Source organism: Microbacterium shaanxiense (genome assembly GCF_054779995.1).
Map to the genome: position 1 here is coordinate 584,473 of NZ_BAAGXE010000001.1, position 15,760 is coordinate 600,232.

Below are 15,760 nucleotides of genomic sequence, written 5' to 3' on the forward strand. Positions count from 1 at the left end.
ATCCACAACGTGATGCTGCCGGGGCATCCGGGCATGCTGGGCGGGGGACAATGAGTACATGGCCGATTCGCCCGCATCTGCTCCTCGCTTCCTCGCGCCCGCGCAGGTCGCCGAGCTGCTCTCGATCGAGGTCGAAGAGGTGATCGCGCTCATCATGAGCGGTCAGCTGCGCGGCGCGCAACTGGGCACGCCGGCGCGGTGGCGAGTGGCCGAGGACAGCATCTCCGACTACCTCGCCGAGCAGACCGAACAGGCCAGGCGCATGGCGCTGTGGCAGCAGGCGGACGCGGCGAGTTTCCCCGAGGTCTGGGGCACGCAGCGCCCGACCCGCTAGCACGCTCAGAGTGCCGCGCCTTCCATCCGTGCCGACAGGATCGCATCGAACGGGATGATGCGGAACGCGCGCACCGCGTCGGCACGTCGGGCCTGACCGGGATCGTGCACGGCGAGATCGAGATGGTCGGCACCGGCGCGGTCGATCGTCCCGTGCAGGCCCTCGCCGTCCCGCAGTGAGAAGCGCAGCGGGGTTCGACGGCGGGCGAGGTCGCGCATCAGGAATCCGAACGTCATCCGCTCGCGCAGCTCGTCGGCCGGCAGTGGGGCGTCCTCCAGGGTCGACAGCAACGCGCCGTGCGCGGTCTCGACGCTCGTCACCGCAGCCAGCGGAACGACGAGCGCACCGCCGACATCGTCGGTCTGCACGGCGATCCAATCGGCGCCGACGGCGTGCACGCGAACCGATCGGCGTTCGCCGCCCGCCAGCCGCAGGCCGATCAGCGCGGCGTCGTGCGAGAGTCTGCGCAGCCGAGTGCGCAGCGTGAGCTTCGCGATGCGCAGTCGCTCGGACTCCGCGTCGAGGACAGCCCGCTCCGCCTCCCACTCGGCGGCGAGCTGACCTTCCAGGTCTTCGAACAGACGATCCCAGTGCACGCGATAGAGCGTAGGGGAGAGGATCCGATCGCTGAGGGAGTTATCCACAGTTTGGATTCAGGACCTGGCGCGCGAGCGGTGCGACGTGGTCTACTGGCACGCATCGAAAACGAAAGTGAATACGATGACGCTTCACGAGTACTTCGCCCCGCAGCCGACTCCGGCAGCAGACCTGCCGAACCCCACGCAGCTGCTGCGAAGTCTCACTCAGGGAGTGCTCGAGGTGTTCGCCGGGGTACGCGAGCTCGATCAACTCGCGCGCTGGTTCAGCGAAGACGCGTTCCGCAAGCTCGGCGCGAGGGCGAACCTGTCCGCGCGGGCGCGCAGCGCACGTGGGGTCCCGCCGGCGAGACCGGTGTTCGAGGTCCTCTCGATCAGGGAGACCCTTCCCGCGGACGGCGTCGTGGAAGCGGTCGTCATCGTGGCCGGTCCTGGACGGACGCGGGCCGTGGCCATCCGACTGGAAGGTCTTGACCGGCGTTGGCGCGCCACCTCGTTCGCGGTGCTCTGAGCGGTACGACGCGCGCCATTAGGCTTGTGGAGTGTCCACCCTCAGTGATCTCGTCCATGCCCAGGGCTGTCTGACCGACAACGATGTCGAATGGCTCCATCGTCTTGCGAGCGACGGGCAGCTGCTCGCCGACCTCGCGTCTGCGGATATCGTGCTGTGGGTCGCGACGAACGACGGATCGTTCGTCGCCGTGGCCCACGCGCGCCCCAGTGGGGCGGCCACGTTGTTCTACCGCGACATCGTGGGCGAGGGGGTCCGTCAGCAGTGGCGCACACAGGTGCGCGAGGCGTTCGACTCCGGTCGGATCGTGGACTCTTCCTCACCGGACTGGTTCGAGGAGACGCCGACCAGGCTTCGTGCCGTCCCCATCGTCCGCGAACGCGGCAAGGACGGCAACCCGCCGCCCGTGATCGGCGTGCTCACACGGCACAGCAACCTGGGGGAGACCCGCACGCCGTCACGGCAGCAGATCACGTTCGACGACTGCGCGAACGATCTGTTCCGCATGATCGCCTCGAGCGAGTTCCCCGACCCCTCAGCGCCCACGTCGCCGCGCAGGGGAGCGCCGCGCGCATCGGACGGCCTGATCCGCATCGACGTCGACGGCATCACGACCTTCGCCAGCCCCAACGCGCTCTCCGCCTTCAACAGGATGGGCTTCGACGACGAGCTCGAGGGGGAGTCGCTCGCCGAAGTGACCACGCGCATCCTCCCCTCGACGCGGCAGGTCGACGAGTCCCTCCCCGTCGTCGTCACCGGCAGAGCGCCGTGGCGGACGGACATCGAGGCACGGGGAGTGACCGTCTCGCTCCGTGCCATCCCGCTGAAGGATCACGGTACCCGCATCGGCGCGATCATTCTGTGTCGCGATGTGAGCGAGCTGCGTCACCAGGAGCAGGAGCTCATCACCAAGGACGCCACGATCCGGGAGATCCACCACCGCGTCAAGAACAATCTGCAGACCGTGGCCTCGCTGCTGCGCATCCAGGCACGACGCACGCATTCCGACGAGGCACGGGATGCTCTGACCCAGGCGATGAGGCGCGTCGACGCGATCGCCGTCGTGCACGACACCCTGGCGCAGGGATTGACGCAGACCGTCGATTTCGACGAGGTCTTCCACCGGGTGCTCAAGCTCGTCGCCGAGGTCGCCGCCGCACCCAACACGCGGGCGCGCACGATGTCGACCGGCCGTTTCGGCGTGCTCCCCAGCGAGTATGCGACGCCGCTCGCGCTGGCTCTCACCGAGGTCGTGACCAATGCCGTCGAACACGGCCTGGCAGGCAAGGAGGGCAGCGTGACGATCGATGCGGTGCGCACCGACGAGAAGCTGCACGTCTCGGTCCACGACACCGGCCACGGCCTGCCGGAGGGACGCATCGGTCAGGGCCTCGGCACCCAGATCATCCGCACGCTCATCCAGGGAGAGCTGGGCGGCAGCATCGAGTGGCGCGGCAGCGACGGCGAGGGCACCGATGTGCTGATCGACATCCCGATGCGCTGGCTGAAGAGCTGACACGGGAATGGCCGGCCCGCACGCGGACCGGCCATTCCCAAAGCAGGTCAGGAAGCGCGGCGGGCGCGCGCAGCGCGGCGCTTGAGGGCGCGACGCTCGTCCTCGGAGAGACCGCCCCACACGCCGGAGTCCTGGCTGGTCTCCAGGGCGTACTGCAGGCAGACCTCCGTCACCGTGCAGGTGGCGCAGACGGTCTTCGCCTTCTCGATCTGATCGACGGCCGGACCGGTGTTCCCCACGGGGAAGAACAACTCAGGGTCGACAGTCAGGCAGGCGGCTTTGTCGCGCCAGTCCATGGGGGCTCCTCGGTATGGATTCTCGTGAGCAGTCGCAGGGCGATGACTCGGTGATGGGCGGCGAAATCGGGGTGTCGTCGACCGTAAGTGATGCGAGCGGATGCTCGCCCCACGCCGCTGTGGGAGCACATGACTGTTAACATTGTGTTACAGCCCGGGCCCGAAATCAAGGATTTTGTGCCTACAAATCTGATTTCCAGGAGACACCGTGCGTTCACCTCGTCTGGCAGCCGCCGCAGCACTGGTGCTCGCGCTCGAGGGAACGGCTCTTGCAGCCATCGCCGTCATCGAGGTCTTCGGCCTCAGCGCCGGCGACGCGGCGTCCCTCCCCACCGCCATCGCGCTGATCGTCCTGACGCTGATCGGCGCCGCCGCACTGTTCGCCTTCGCGGCGGGTACCAGGCGCGGGCGCACGTGGGCCCGCTCCGGCGGAGTCGTGCTTCAGGTGCTCGCGCTCGCTCTCGCTCTGGCGTCGCTGACGGTCCAGCCGGTCCTGTGGGCGTTCGTGCTCGGAGTGGGAGCACCGGCGGTGGTCGGCTTCGTCCTGCTCATCGCCAGTTCGCGCAGCGAGAGCATCGATCCCTCGGACGAGTCGGAGGTCGGATCGGTCGACGGCTAGGGTCAGCCGTCGACGCCGAGCATCTTGCGCAGGCGCGCGACGTGCCCGGTGGCCTTGACGTTGTACAGCGCGTGCGTGATCGTGCCCTGCTCGTCGAGGACGAAGGTCGAACGGATCACTCCTTCGATCTTCTTGCCGTAGTTCATCTTCTCGCCCCAGGCGCCGTAGGCGGTGTGCACGGAGTGGTCGGGGTCGCTCAGCAGGGTGAAGGTCAGCCCGTCGCGCTCACGGAACTCGGCCAGCTTCGACGGCTCGTCACGGGAGATCCCGACGACGCGGTAACCGGCGCCCTGCAGAGAGGCGATGCTGTCCCTGAAGTCGCACGCCTGGGTCGTGCAACCCGGGGTCATGGCCGCCGGGTAGAAGTAGAGGATGGTCTTCTGGCCGCGAAGGTCGGACAGGGCGAGCGTGGCCCCGTCCTGGTCCAGCAGGGAGAAGGCGGGGGCAGCAGTACCGGATTCGAGGCGCACAGTCACCCCTCCAGCCTACCGAGCCGATGAGCCGGGGTTCGCCTCCGCTTTGTCCGCGAACGTCTGCAGCAGACGTTGCAGAGAGTCCAGTCGTGAGAGCCCGGCAGGGCTGAGCTCTCCGCGCCCCGCGGCCTCGATCAGTGCGCAATCCGGCGCATCGCTGAGGTGCGTGCATCCACGCGGGCAGTTCTCGGCGATCTCGGCGAGCTCGGTGAAGGAGGCGAGGATGTTGGCCGGATCGACATGCCCCAGTCCGAAGGATCGCACGCCCGGTGTGTCGATCACCCAACCGGTGCCTTCGGGGCTCACATATCGCAGCGAGACCGTCGATGACGAGGTGTGCCTGCCGCGTCCCGTCACCTGGTTCACGTGGCCGGTCGCGCGTCCGGCGGAGGGCACCAGTGCGTTCACGAGCGTCGACTTCCCGACGCCGGAGTGGCCGACGAACACCGTCGAATGCCCGATCAGCGCTGCGCCTATCTCGTCGGTGGGCATCTCCTCCTGCGCGCTGGTGAACACGCGCAGGTCGAGTCCGTCGAAGTGGGACAGGAACAATGCGGGGTCGGCGAGATCCGTCTTGGTGACGACCAGGAGAGGACGGATGCCGGCATCCAACGCCGCCACCAGATACCGATCGACCAGTCGTGCGCGCGGTTCGGGGTCTGCCGCGGCGACGACGATGAGCATCTGGTCGGCGTTCGCCACGATCACGCGCTCCACCTGATCGGTGTCGTCCGCGCTGCGGCGCAGCAAAGACGAGCGCTCAACGATTCCGACGATGCGTGCCAGGGTCCCCTCGTCGCCGGATGTGTCACCGACGACGCGTGCCTGGTCACCTGTGACGATCGGGGTGCGCCTCAGCTCCCTGGCGCGGGTCGTGGTGATCGTCCGCTCGTCGTCGGTGCCCTCGTCGATCATCACGCTGTAGCGGCCTCGATCGACGCCGAGCACTCGACCGATCTGCGCATCCTCGTGCGCGGGCCGGCGCTTGGTGCGCGGGCGGTTCGCCTTCGGATTCGGGCGCATCCGGATGCTGCTCTCGTCGAAGTCCTCGAAGTCGCCGTCGAGGTCGTCGTCAGGGTCGAGCCAGCTCACGCGGAGGCGCCTCCCAGCATCCGTTCCCAGAGCTGCGTGAACTCGGGCAGAGTCTTCGCGGTCGTGCCGATGTCATCGATCTCCACGTCGGCCACGCGCAGCCCGACCAGTGCACCGGTCGTCGCGATGCGGTGATCGTGATGCGCGGCCCATGCGCCGCCGTGCAGCGGCCGGGGGATGATCCTGAGGCCGTCGGCCAGTTCCTCGACCTCTCCGCCCAACGCGGTGAGGTTGCCGATCAGAGCGGCGATGCGATCGGTCTCGTGCATGCGGATGTGCCCGATCCCGCGGATCGTCGTGGGGGCGTCGGCGAACGCGGCGAGCCCGACGATGGTGGGGGAGAGTTCGCTGGCTGCCGAGAGATCCAGATCGAGACCGCGGATCGCGTCACCGGCGCGCACCGTCATCGTGCCGCTGTGGCGGCCCACGTGAGCGCCCATCGCCTGCAGGATGTCCGGCAGCAGCGCGCCGGGCTGCGTGGAGTGCAGCGGCCATCCGGTGATCGAGACCTCCCCGCCGGTGACCATCGCCGCGGCGAGGAACGGAGCGGCGTTGGAGAGGTCCGGCTCGATCGCGATCTCCTTGGCGCGGGGGACACCGGCCTCCACGAGCCATTCACCGACGGCCGGCCGCTCGATGCGGATACCGCGGCGGCTCAGCGACTCGATCGTCATGTCGATGTGCGGCAGGCTCGGGAGGTGCTCGCCGGTGTGCACGAGGTGCAGCCCGACGTCGAACCTCGGCGCCGCCAGCAGCAGACCCGAGACGAACTGACTGGATGCCGAGGCGTCGATCTCGAGCCGTCCGCCCCTGATCCGGCCATGGCCGCGGACCGTGAACGGAAGGGACCAGGTGCCCTCGTCGTCGATGTCGACACCGAGATCGCGCAGGGCGGTGATCATGGCTCCCATGGGCCGATGCAAGGCGTTCTCGTCCGCCGTGAGATGCACATCCTCCGTCGCGAGGCCGGCGAGCGGGGCGATGAACCGCATGACGGTTCCGGCCTGGCCGCAGTCGATCGTGCCGCCGCCGTGGAGGTGGCCGGGGGTCACGAGCAGGTCGGGGCCGAACTCGCCGTCGCCGTCCGATTCCTCGATTCCGACGCCCAGCGAACGCAGCGCTTCGATCATCCGCAGGGAGTCCTCCGAATGCAGGGGCGCGATCAGGCGCCCTGGACCGTCTGCGGTGGCCGCGATGATCAACTCGCGATTGGTGAGCGACTTCGAGCCCGGAATGGTCAGCGTCGAGTGCACGGCGTCGGCGGCTACGGGCGCACTGTACGCGCCCCTGGCGGGGGAGGTGGAATATCGAGTGTCACTCATCGGTTCCACCTTAGTGAACGGCGGGGCACGCGCCGAGAAGGAGTCCGTATGCTCGCAACGCTGGAAAGCGGGATCACAGAGATCACCGGCCTAGACTGGCCGGTGATGGATGACATGGCACCCGCCGACACGATCGGCGACGCTCGGCGCGAGTTCGAGGAGCAGGCGATCCCCTTCATGGATCAGCTGTACGCGGCGGCGATGCGCATGACGCGCAATCCCGCCGATGCGGCCGACCTCGTGCAGGAGACCTTCGTGAAGGCGTTCGCTTCGTGGGCGTCGTTCACGCAGGGGACCAACCTGAAGGCGTGGCTGTACCGCATTCTCACGAACACCTACATCAACATCTATCGCAAGAAGCAGCGCGAGCCGTTCCAGGGCACGATCGACGAGCTCGAGGACTGGCAGATGGGCGGTGCGGAGTCGACCACGGCCACGCACAGCCGTTCGGCCGAGGCAGAGGCGATAGATCGGATGCCGGCATCCGTGGTGAAGGACGCCCTGCAGGAGGTCCCCGAGGACTTCCGACTGGCGGTGTACCTGGCCGACGTGGAGGGATTCGCGTACCAGGAGATCGCCGACATCATGAAGACCCCCATCGGCACCGTGATGAGCCGCCTGCACCGTGGCAGGCGAATGCTGCGCGAGATGCTGTCCGATTATGCCGCTGAACGAGGAATCGCCGCGGCTGGTACGAGGAGCAAGAAATGAGTGACTGCGGCTGCGACAAGGCCCGTCAGGATCTGGAGGAGTACCTCCGCAACGAGGTGTGCAAGACAGAGCACACCCAGATCCGCGAGCACATCGAGAACTGCCCTTCCTGCCAGGGAGAGGCGCTCGTGGCCAGCACCCTCACCGAGGTCGTCGCACGTGCGTGCAAGGAGACGGCGCCGGAAGAGCTGCGAGACCTGGTGCTCTCCAAGCTGCGCGCCGCCCAGGTCGCCGCGCACTGAGCACGCGCTCTGACGCCGAGTCGGCGGCTGCCTTTAGGGTGGAGGGATGACCGACGCCCGCAGCATCCCCGTCGACCCCACGTCCGTCGAGCGTCTCGCACACCAGCAGCTCACCTATCGGACGATCGACATGTCGTCGAAGGCCGATGCCGAGGCCTTCTTCCGTGCCGACGCGCGCGGCTTCCTCGATGCCGAACCCAGCGCGGAGTCCGTGACCACGACGACCGCGGCACTCGAAGCCCGCCGCAACGTCGGCGTGTTCGAGGCCGGTGCGAGCGCGGGTGCGCTGCCCGTGGCGACGGTGAACTCCTGGATCACGCCGCTCACGGTTCCCGGCGGTGAGGTCGACATGTGGGCTGTGAGCTCGGTGACCGTCTCCGGCACCCACCGTCGGCGCGGCATCGCGCGGGCGCTGCTCGAGGGGGAACTGCGCGCCGCCGCATCAGCGGGTGTCCCCGTGGTGGGACTCACCGCCTCGGAGGCGACCATCTACGGCCGCTACGGGTTCGCCTCGGCGATCCCGGTCGGTCGGGTCACGGTCGACACTCACCGGGCCGGATGGGCCGCGACCGCACCCGCGGGCCGGATCGAGTACGTCGACAAGGAGACCCTGCGCGATCACCTGTCGGCTCTGCACGAGGTCGCGCGCACGCAGCGTTCAGGACAGATCGCCGGCTGGAAGCTGCGCTGGGAGCGGGTCGCGGGGCTCACGCCCGATCACCCCGACGCAGCAGCAGTGCGAGGCATCCGCTACCTCGACGAGCACGGTGCCGTGCGCGGGGTTCTCGCGTACAAGCTCACCGAGATCCCCGGCGCCTTCCGATTCGAGATGACGATCTTCCATCTCGTGGGCGTCACACCCGATGCGCTCACCGCCCTCTGGGGCTTCGCCTTGCAACACGACCTCGTCGACAGAGTGAGCGTCGATCTCCGCCCTCTCGACGACCCGCTGCCGTGGCTCGTCGCCGACCGTCGTGGCGTGGAGATCACCATGCACGACCACGGTTGGCTGCGCATCCTCGATGTGACCGCTGCGCTGGCTGCACGCACCTATCGCGCACCGCTCGACCTGGTGCTCCGCGTGACGGACACGCTCGGCTTCGCCGAGGGGTCCTGGCGCCTCAGCGCCGACGGTGCGCGTGCCACGGTGACGCCCGAACCGGACGCCGCGGCTGACGTCGCCCTGAGCGTGGCCGCGCTGTCGGCGATCTACGTCGGGGGAGTCAGCGCCGTGCAGTTGCGCGCTGCAGGCCTGCTGCATGCGACGGCAGAGGTCGCGGCATCCGTCGACGACGCGTTCCGCTCTGCTGAGGCCCCGCTGCTCGGCATCTGGTACTGAGCAGCGGAGCCATCCGGCTAGAAGCTGAGCGCGCGCTTGAGCAGGTCGGCCTGCTCTGCCGCATGCACCTTCGAGGAACCCGCTGCCGGCGAGGCAGACGCTGCACGCGCGACCGTGCGGAACTGTCGGTCGCCGGGCACGTCGGCGAAGGCGAGAGCGAGGAACGGCCACGCACCCTGATTCTCCGGCTCCTCCTGGACCCAGACGAGCTCTGCGTTCGGGTAGGAGTCGGTGATCGCCTTGAGGGCGTCGATCGGCGTCGGGTACAGCTGCTCCAGCCGCACCAGGGCGATCTCCGGGTTCGGGTTCTTGTCGAGCTCGCTGCGAAGGTCCCAATGGACCTTGCCGGAGTGCACGAGCACGCGCTTCACACTCTCGCGGTTCACATCGCGGTGATCGTCGAGGACCGGCTCGAACCGCCCCTGGGTGAAGTCCTCGACCTTGCTCGTCGCACCGCGAAGGCGGAGCATCGCCTTGGGCGTGAACACGATCAGCGGACGGCGCGGGCGGGCGTACGCCTGACGCCGCAGCAGGTGGAAGTACGACGCCGGCGTGGAGGGACGCGCCACTGACATGTTGTCCTGCGCGCACAACTGCAGGAAGCGCTCGATGCGCGCGGAGGAGTGATCCGGTCCCTGACCCTCGTAGCCGTGCGGCAGCAGCAGCGTGACGCTGGACTGCTGGCCCCACTTCTGCTCGGCGGACGAGATGTACTCATCGATCACGGCCTGCGCGGTGTTCGCGAAATCGCCGAACTGCGCCTCCCACAGCACCAGGGCCTCGGGCGCTTCGACCGAATAGCCGTACTCGTAGGCCATCGCCGCGTACTCGCTCAGCAGCGAATCGTAGACGAAGAAGCGCCCCTGGTTCTCGGAGAGGTTCGCCAGCGGCAGCCACTCCTGCCCGTTGGCGCGGTCGTGCATGACGGCGTGGCGCTGCACGAACGTGCCGCGGCGAGAATCCTGACCGGCGAGGCGCACCGAGGTGCCCTCGACGAGCAGCGAACCGAACGCGAGGAGTTCACCGAAGCCCCAGTCGATGTTGCCGCTGCGCGTCATCTCGACGCGCTTGTCCAGCAGCTGCTGGATCTTCGGGTGCACCGTGAAGCCTTCCGGCTTGTTCGCGAACGCCTCACCGATGAGGCTGACGACCTCGGAGGAGACGCCCGTCACATCCGGCTCGCCGGTGACCTGGTCGACGGGGACGAGATCCGGAGCGATCGGCGTCGCACCCGTCTCCGCCGCATGCGTCTCGGCGAACGCGACCTCGAGACGGCTCTGGAAGTCGTCCTTGGCCTGGTCGTACTCTTCTTCGGTGATGTCACCGCGGCCGACCAGCGCCTCGGTGTAGAGCTTGCGGACCGAGCGCTTCTCCTGGATGAGATCGGTCATGAGCGGCTGCGTCATCGACGGGTCGTCGCCCTCGTTGTGGCCGCGGCGGCGGTAGCAGACCAGATCGATCACGACGTCGCGGTGGAAGCGCTCGCGGTACTCGAAGGCCAGCTGCGCCACGTGGATGACCGATTCAGGGTCATCGCCGTTGACGTGGAAGATCGGGGCCTGAGTCGTCTTGGCGACGTCCGTCGCGTACACGGAGGTGCGCGCATCCGTCGGCGTCGTGGTGAAGCCCACCTGGTTGTTGACGACGACGTGGATGGTGCCGCCGGTGCGGTAACCGCGCAGCTGCGCCATCTGCAGCGTCTCGACGACGACGCCCTGGCCGGCGAAGGCCGCATCGCCGTGCACGAGGATCGGCAGCCACGAGAACGTGCCGATCGGCTTGCGATCCTGCTTGGCGCGCACGATCCCCTCGAGCACACCGTCGACCGTCTCGAGGTGCGAGGGGTTGGCCGCCAGGTAGACCGGCAGTTCCGACCTGTCGTCGGCGATGAAGGTGCCCTCGGTTCCGAGGTGGTACTTCACATCGCCGGAACCGCGCTTGTTGCCCGTGGCCTGAAGGCCCTCGAACTCACGGAACACCTGTCCGTACGTCTTGCCGGCGATGTTGGTGAGCACGTTCAGACGACCGCGGTGGGCCATCCCGATCGCGGCGCCCTCGAGCCCGCCCGCAGCGGCGCCCTGGAGGATCTCATCGAGCAGCGGGATCAGCGACTCGCCGCCCTCGAGGGAGAACCGCTTCTGACCGACGAACTTCGTCTGCAGGAACGTCTCGAACGCCTCGGCCTCGTTGAGCTTGCGGAGAACGCGCAGCTGCTCGTCGTGGCCGGGCTTCTGGTACTTGACCTCGACCTGCTCCTGGAACCAACGACGCTGCTCGGGATCCTGGATGTGCATGTACTCGATGCCGAGCGTGCGGCAGTACGAGTCGCGGAGCACACCGAGGATGTCGCGCAGCTTCATCACGCGCTTGCCGCCGAAGCCGCCGGTGACGAACTCGCGATCCAGGTCCCAGAACGTGAGGCCGTGGCTCTCGATCTCGAGGTCGGGGTGGGAGCGCTGCACGTACTGGAGCGGATCGATGTCGGCCATGAGGTGGCCGCGCACGCGGTAGGAGTTGATGAGCTCCTGCACGCGGGACTGCTTGTCGACGCGCTCAGCCAGGTCGACCGCGATGTCGGCGTTCCAACGGATCGGCGCGTACGGGATGCGGAGAGCGGCGAAGATGTCGTCGTAGAACCCGCGCTCACCGAGGAGCAGCTCATGCGTCTTCTTGAGGAACTCGCCGGAGCCGGCGCCCTGGATGACGCGGTGGTCGTACGTGCTGGTGAGCGTGATCGTCTTGCCGATGCCGAGCTCGGCGAGCGTCTTCGCGCTCGCACCCTGGAATTCGGCCGGGTACTCGAGGGCGCCGGCGCCGATGATGCAGCCCTGGCCCTTCATGAGGCGCGGCACGGAGTGCACGGTGCCGATTCCGCCCGGGTTGGTGAGCGAGACCGTCGTGCCGGCGAAGTCACCGGCGGTGAGCTTGTTGGCGCGCGCACGGGTCACGAGATCCTCGTAGGCGGCGAGGTACTCGGTGAACGTCAGCGTGTCGGCGCGCTTGATGCTCGGCACCATGAGGGCGCGGGTGCCGTCGGGCTTGGGCAGGTCGATCGCGATGCCGAGGTTGACGTGGGCCGGCGCGACGACCGACGGCTTACCGTCGATCTCGGCGTAGAACACGTTCTGGCTCGGGAACTCCTTCAACGTCTGGATCAGAGCCCAGCCGATGAGGTGGGTGAAGCTGATCTTGCCGCCGCGCGAGCGAGACATGTGGTTGTTGATCACTATGCGGTTGTCGATCATCAGCTTCGCCGGGATCGTGCGCACACTCGTCGCCGTCGGAACCGTCAGCGACTGGTCCATGTTCGCCGCGAGGGTCTTCGTCATGCCGCGCAGCGGCGTGACCTTGTCCTCGTCGGCCGAGTCCTCGGCGGCCTTGGTGCCCGGCTTCGGCGCCTGGGCGGGGATCGGCGCCGGTGCCGCCGGCTTCGCCGTCGTGCGGGCGACGGGCTGCGAGCCGATCACCGGGATCGGCGCGGTCACGGGATGCTCGGTCGATGCCGCCGACGTGGCGGCTGCCGGCGCTGGCGCCGATGCGGCGGGTGCGGACGCGGCATCCTGCTTGTAGTTCTCCAGGATCGGCCACCACTCCTTGTCGACGGAGTTGCGATCGATCTTGAACTGTTCGTAGAGTTCGTCGACGAGCCACGAGTTGGCTCCGAAATCTCCGTCGTCCGAACCCCCGACGCCGGCCACCTGGTTCGCCACGCGCTATCGCCCTCTTTCATCGCTGAAGCTTCTGTCCACGCGCCAAACGGGAGGCCCCCGGGTCAGCGCGCTCTGCCCTCTAGCCTAACGTGTTCTCGTGCACGGATACGCGAACGCGGCTGCCCGATCCGACCGCTGTGAAGCTACCGTGGGGGTATGAAGTTCGTCAGCGAGCAACCTGCCGTAGATCTCACCTACTCGGATGTCTTCCTGGTGCCACGCCGCTCTGACATCACCAGCAGGCTCGAGGTCGATCTCTCGCCAGGGGACGGCACCGCGGCGACGATTCCGCTGGTCGCCTCGAACATGAACTCCGTCACCGGGCCGCGGCTCGCCGCAGCGCTCGCGAGGCGTGGCGGACTGGGGATCCTTCCGCAGGACATGCCCCTGCAGGAGCTGGACGCCGCGATCCGGGAGGTCAAGCGTCAGCCCGTCGCATGGGACACGCCCCTGGTTCTGCCTCCATCGGCCACGGTGGCCGAAGCACTGCAGCTCCTCCCCGCCACCGGCGGGCACGGGATCGTGGTCGCCGAGGGCGCCGCCGGCACCGTGATCGATGCATCCGATGTGCGCGGCATCCTTCCGGCGACCCGGCTCGCCACCGCTCTTCCCGACGCCCAGCTCGGAGACCTGGTGCACGCGGGAAGCCCGGCACTGGACGCGGAGGACGTCACGAGCCCGCGCGCCGCATTCGACGTCATCACCGAGACCGGTGCCGAACTCGTCACGATCCTCCGTCACGGACACCTCATCGGGACTCTGAGTGCGCGCAGCGCGCTGCGCTCGACGCTCTACACTCCCGCAGTGGATGCGGCCGGGCGGCTGGCGGTGGGCGCAGCCATCGGCATCAACGGTGACGTGGCGGCCAAGGCGAAGGCACTCGCGGCCGCCGGCGTCGATGTCCTGGTCCTCGATACGGCGCACGGCCACCAGGAGGGGATGCTGCGCGCGCTCGCGGCGGTCGCGGGTCTCGACCTCGGCATTCCCCTGGTCGCGGGGAACATCGTCACCGCGGACGGCGTGAACGATCTGGTCGACGCCGGCGCGACGATCCTCAAGGTCGGGGTGGGCCCCGGCGCCATGTGCACCACGCGCATGATGACGGCGGTCGGGCGACCGCAGTTCTCGGCGGTGCTGGAGACGGCGCAGGCCGCGCACGAACTCGGTGCGCATGTCTGGGCCGACGGGGGAGTGCGCTACCCGCGCGATGTCGCGCTCGCTCTCGCCGCCGGCGCGGCATCCGTCATGATCGGGTCCTGGTTCGCGGGCACGATCGAAGCGCCCGGTCGGTTGCAGACCGACGCCGACGGCCGCATCTACAAGGAATCCTGGGGAATGGCCTCGACCAAGGCGGTGCAGGCCAGGTTCGGGCGACTGGACCCGTACGAGCGCGCACGCAAGGAACTGTTCGCCGAGGGCATCTCGTCGTCGAAGATCTACCTCGACCCGTTGCGTCCGGGAGTGGAGGATCTGCTCGACATGATCACCTCGGGTGTGCGCTCCTCCTTCACCTACGCCGGCGCGGCGACGGTGGCGCAGTTCCACGAACGCGCGCTCGTCGGCCGCCAGTCAGCCGCAGGATATGAGGAGGGCAAGGCGCTGCCGGTCAGCTGGTGAGGCGCGCTCCCGCTCAACGCCTCCGCTACACCTTGTGACAGGCGCGCCATCGATCGATGCCGCGGAAGTCGAAAACTGTAGCGGACGATGGTGAGACCGCGCGGGTCGACCTTTCCTGCACAAGTGGCGCGTGCCGTTGAGCCTGTGAATGGACGTCGCGAGAACGCGGCGGTGACGGATGCTGTGCTGATGACGGAATCGAGAGACCAGAGCGTAGGGCTGGTACGCACACGGGACCGAACCGCAGCTCCGATCGACTATCGCTATGTGCGACGTGCCCTAGCGTCGGAGACGGCGACGAGGATCGCCCCGGGGACATACGCACCGACGAAGCACTGGCAGAGGCTGAAGCCGATCGAACAGCATCTGCTGCGGGTCCGCGAGGCGCTGGCGCGTTCGCACACATCACTGGTGCTGTCTCATCTGGCCGCGGCAGCACGCTGGGACATCGACATCCTGGGATCCTGGCCGAAGCGTGTCGATACGCGTGTCGAACGAGCCTCGGGCGGTCGGGCCAGCGGGCTGCTGCGTCGCCATGCATGGGGCGTCCACGGGGTCGACGTCGCGGAGTGGGAAGGGCATCATGTCACTTCTCCAGCGCAGACCGCCGTCGATCTCGCGTCGGTGCTGAGCTATACCTCGGCGGTCGTCGTCATGGATCAGGTGCTGTGGACGCGGCGCGAGGGCGGTGCACTCGCCACCGCTGAGGCCATCCGACGGGTCATTGCGGAGTCGGCCCCGTTGCGTGGCATCCGAAAGATCGAACGCGCATTCGCGTTCGCCACGTCATTGTCGGACTCCGTGCGCGAATCCCAGAGCCGCGTCGTGATTCATGAGCTCGGCTTCCCGACACCGATTCTGCAGCATCCGATCAAGCTCCTCGATGGACGCTGGGTGTACCCGGACTTCTACTTCGGCGACTTCGATCACGCGGCGGAGTTCGATGGGGTGGGGAAGTATCTCGATCCCGGGCTTCTGAAAGGACGCACCCCTGGGCAGGCGCTCATCGCCGAGAAGGATCGTGCAGACGGGCTCGCACGCGTGGTCTCGAAGATGTCGCGGTGGCGCACGCCCGCTCTGCGCGACCCACGCATCCTGTACGACATCCTCGTCGCAGCCGGATTGCCCACGCGCAAGCAGCGTCCATCGAAAGGAGTGGTCTGGGAGTGACTCCGCCGCTTACACTTTCCGCTACACCTTGTGGCAGTCGCGCCATCGATCGATGCCGCGGAAGTCGAAAACTGTAGCGGATGCTGCGCGTCAGAAATAGTCGGGCGCACAGCTTCGACGGTGTCGAGAATCTGTAGAATCGATGCACCATGGACGACCCTCCCAGTTGTAGTACCACGCCCCACTGCCCGCGCTTCCACTCCGAGGAGGGG

The 15,760-nt window shown here is 67.8% G+C and carries 15 protein-coding genes; 9 read left to right on the forward strand and 6 right to left on the reverse strand.

The genetic code is table 11. The features are described from left to right. Nucleotides 1–58 precede the first annotated feature (58 nt). The gene (locus ACYVG2_RS02665) at nucleotides 59–334 is read left to right on the forward strand and encodes a helix-turn-helix domain-containing protein (protein ID WP_448964915.1); all 276 of its coding nucleotides are present in this window, start codon (nucleotides 59–61) and stop codon (nucleotides 332–334) included. A gap of 5 nt (nucleotides 335–339) precedes the next feature. Here the strand turns inward: ACYVG2_RS02665 and ACYVG2_RS02670 are convergent, their stop codons facing one another. After that, the gene (locus ACYVG2_RS02670) at nucleotides 340–930 is read right to left on the reverse strand and encodes a hypothetical protein (RefSeq protein ID WP_448964914.1); all 591 of its coding nucleotides are present in this window, start codon (nucleotides 928–930) and stop codon (nucleotides 340–342) included. Nucleotides 931–1,054: 124 nt separating this feature from the next. On the opposite strand from ACYVG2_RS02670, the gene ACYVG2_RS02675 reads away from it, so the two are divergent. Further along, on the forward strand, nucleotides 1,055–1,441 hold the full coding sequence (locus ACYVG2_RS02675; RefSeq protein WP_307363265.1) for an Rv3235 family protein: 387 nt from the start codon (nucleotides 1,055–1,057) through the stop codon (nucleotides 1,439–1,441). Nucleotides 1,442–1,472: 31 nt separating this feature from the next. Beyond that, nucleotides 1,473–2,957 (forward strand): sensor histidine kinase, encoded by a 1,485-nt coding sequence (locus tag ACYVG2_RS02680; RefSeq protein WP_460779562.1) that lies wholly within the window; start codon nucleotides 1,473–1,475, stop codon nucleotides 2,955–2,957. A gap of 47 nt (nucleotides 2,958–3,004) precedes the next feature. Here ACYVG2_RS02680 and ACYVG2_RS02685 read toward each other — a convergent pair whose 3' ends face one another. Then, entirely contained in the window at nucleotides 3,005–3,253 is a 249-nt protein-coding gene (locus tag ACYVG2_RS02685) for a WhiB family transcriptional regulator (protein ID WP_033104713.1), read from the reverse strand. Nucleotides 3,254–3,461: 208 nt separating this feature from the next. Between ACYVG2_RS02685 and ACYVG2_RS02690 the strand changes: the two genes are divergently transcribed. Continuing rightward, a complete protein-coding gene (locus ACYVG2_RS02690; RefSeq protein WP_460779563.1) occupies nucleotides 3,462–3,872 on the forward strand; it encodes a hypothetical protein in 411 nt (136 codons plus the stop codon). A gap of 2 nt (nucleotides 3,873–3,874) precedes the next feature. On the opposite strand, the gene bcp is transcribed toward ACYVG2_RS02690, so the two are convergent. The 3 genes from bcp to aroA are packed head-to-tail and all read right to left on the reverse strand — an operon-like array spanning nucleotide 3,875 to nucleotide 6,759. Beyond that, entirely contained in the window at nucleotides 3,875–4,348 is a 474-nt protein-coding gene (bcp, locus tag ACYVG2_RS02695) for a thioredoxin-dependent thiol peroxidase (RefSeq protein WP_460779564.1), read from the reverse strand. 9 nt (nucleotides 4,349–4,357) lie between these two features. Further along, nucleotides 4,358–5,437, reverse strand: a complete 1,080-nt coding sequence (gene rsgA, locus ACYVG2_RS02700; RefSeq protein WP_460779565.1) for a ribosome small subunit-dependent GTPase A — start codon at nucleotides 5,435–5,437, stop codon at nucleotides 4,358–4,360. Continuing rightward, nucleotides 5,434–6,759 carry a 3-phosphoshikimate 1-carboxyvinyltransferase gene (gene aroA, locus ACYVG2_RS02705; protein WP_460779566.1) on the reverse strand — a complete coding sequence of 442 codons (1,326 nt, stop codon included), beginning with the start codon at nucleotides 6,757–6,759 and terminating at the stop codon, nucleotides 5,434–5,436. The genes rsgA and aroA overlap by 4 nt, the downstream gene beginning before the upstream one ends. A 48-nt stretch (nucleotides 6,760–6,807) precedes the next feature. Between aroA and ACYVG2_RS02710 the strand changes: the two genes are divergently transcribed. The 3 genes from ACYVG2_RS02710 to ACYVG2_RS02720 are packed head-to-tail and all read left to right on the forward strand — an operon-like array spanning nucleotide 6,808 to nucleotide 9,051. Further along, the gene (locus tag ACYVG2_RS02710; RefSeq protein ID WP_460779567.1) at nucleotides 6,808–7,470 is read left to right on the forward strand and encodes a sigma-70 family RNA polymerase sigma factor; all 663 of its coding nucleotides are present in this window, start codon (nucleotides 6,808–6,810) and stop codon (nucleotides 7,468–7,470) included. After that, the gene (locus tag ACYVG2_RS02715) at nucleotides 7,467–7,712 is read left to right on the forward strand and encodes a zf-HC2 domain-containing protein (RefSeq protein ID WP_448964907.1); all 246 of its coding nucleotides are present in this window, start codon (nucleotides 7,467–7,469) and stop codon (nucleotides 7,710–7,712) included. The genes ACYVG2_RS02710 and ACYVG2_RS02715 overlap by 4 nt, the downstream gene beginning before the upstream one ends. Nucleotides 7,713–7,758: 46 nt before the next feature. Next, nucleotides 7,759–9,051, forward strand: a complete 1,293-nt coding sequence (locus ACYVG2_RS02720) for a GNAT family N-acetyltransferase (protein ID WP_460779568.1) — start codon at nucleotides 7,759–7,761, stop codon at nucleotides 9,049–9,051. Between the two features lie 17 nt (nucleotides 9,052–9,068). Here the strand turns inward: ACYVG2_RS02720 and ACYVG2_RS02725 are convergent, their stop codons facing one another. Beyond that, entirely contained in the window at nucleotides 9,069–12,761 is a 3,693-nt protein-coding gene (locus ACYVG2_RS02725) for a multifunctional oxoglutarate decarboxylase/oxoglutarate dehydrogenase thiamine pyrophosphate-binding subunit/dihydrolipoyllysine-residue succinyltransferase subunit (RefSeq protein WP_460779569.1), read from the reverse strand. Nucleotides 12,762–12,917: 156 nt separating this feature from the next. On the opposite strand from ACYVG2_RS02725, the gene guaB1 reads away from it, so the two are divergent. Then, entirely contained in the window at nucleotides 12,918–14,378 is a 1,461-nt protein-coding gene (gene guaB1 / locus ACYVG2_RS02730; protein ID WP_460779570.1) for a GMP reductase, read from the forward strand. Nucleotides 14,379–14,645: 267 nt separating this feature from the next. Beyond that, nucleotides 14,646–15,548, forward strand: a complete 903-nt coding sequence (locus ACYVG2_RS02735; RefSeq protein ID WP_460779571.1) for a hypothetical protein — start codon at nucleotides 14,646–14,648, stop codon at nucleotides 15,546–15,548. Nucleotides 15,549–15,760: the final 212 nt, after the last annotated feature.